Origin of the sequence: Aeromonas sp. SCS5 (assembly GCF_001887375.1) — a bacterium.
GTDB lineage: Bacteria > Pseudomonadota > Gammaproteobacteria > Enterobacterales > Aeromonadaceae > Aeromonas > Aeromonas jandaei.
In genome coordinates this window covers 1-1,040 of record NZ_LFCS01000030.1, presented here as the reverse complement: position 1 = coordinate 1,040, position 1,040 = coordinate 1, and the positions used below count along the sequence as shown (strand labels likewise).

The 1,040-nt window shown below is 50.4% G+C and carries 2 protein-coding genes; one reads left to right on the top strand and one right to left on the bottom strand.

The genetic code is table 11. The features are described 5' to 3' along the window. Positions 1-197: hypothetical protein (locus tag BS300_RS21445; RefSeq protein ID WP_204378252.1), on the top strand; the 197-nt coding region annotated here is incomplete at its 5' end. Positions 198-320: 123 nt separating this feature from the next. Here the strand turns inward: BS300_RS21445 and BS300_RS20815 are convergent. Continuing rightward, positions 321-1,040, bottom strand: a 720-nt coding sequence (locus BS300_RS20815) for a flagellin (protein ID WP_071915115.1), incomplete at its 5' end; no start/stop codon positions are given.

Genomic DNA, 1,040 nt, shown 5'->3' with positions numbered 1-1,040 from the left:
ACGTTGGATTCCGAACACCCCTCGATTGCCTCATCCTCTTTAACGGCAGTAAAGATGCAACCTTTAGAAAAATAATGTGCACAACGGCAGATAATCTGACGCATCTGATTTCAAACGTTAAGAATGAAACATCGTCTAAAGTGAGTAGCCAAAACTTTGACGCCAGTGCGCTTGTAGCCCTCATTTCTGCGAAATGAAGTGCGCTTGGGCAAAAGAGGGGGGCTGAAAATGTGTCCTGATTCGGAATGCATAGAAGATAAAAAAACAAAAAAGCGGCCTAAAGAGGCCGCTTTCTCATACTTGATGAAGCTCTGGCATTGTTATCCCAACAGTGACAATGCAGATTGCGGGCGCTGGTTGGCCTGAGCCAAGACGCTGGACGCAGCCTGCTGCAGGATGTTCTGCTTGGTCATGTTGGCAGTCTCGGTTGCAAAGTCCGCATCACGGATACGAGAGCGGGCTGCACTGACGTTTTCCGAGATGTTGGCCTGGTTGCGAATAGTGGAATCCAGACGGTTTTGCACCGCACCAAGCTCGGCTCGCTTGCTATCTACTACAGCTAGCATTGCATCGGTTGCGGCAAGCACGTTTTGAGCATTACTCTGGCTACTGATGCTGATCCCCCCAGCACTGCCGCCAACAAAGATCGCTGACAGCAACACCGTTGCACCTGTAGCAGTAGTGATAGAGGTGTTAGCTGCAGCTGAGATTCCCGAAATGCTAAAGCCATCAGCTTGGGTCAGGCTGAACCCGATAGTCTGGTTAGCATCGGCACCAACCTGAAAACTGCCAGCAAAAGAACCATTCAGCAGTTTGGTACCAGCAAAGCTGGTATCTGTGGAGATACGGTTAATCTCCGAACCAAGTTGATCTACTTCTTTTTGCAGCGCTTCGCGATCTTTGGCTGAGTTGGAACCGTTGGCGGATTGTTGAGCCAAGGTACGCATGCGCTGGAGCATACCGGTCACTTCGTCCATAGCGCCTTCTGCCGTTTGTGACAGAGAGATACCATCGTTGGCGTTACGGTTACCCTGATCCAG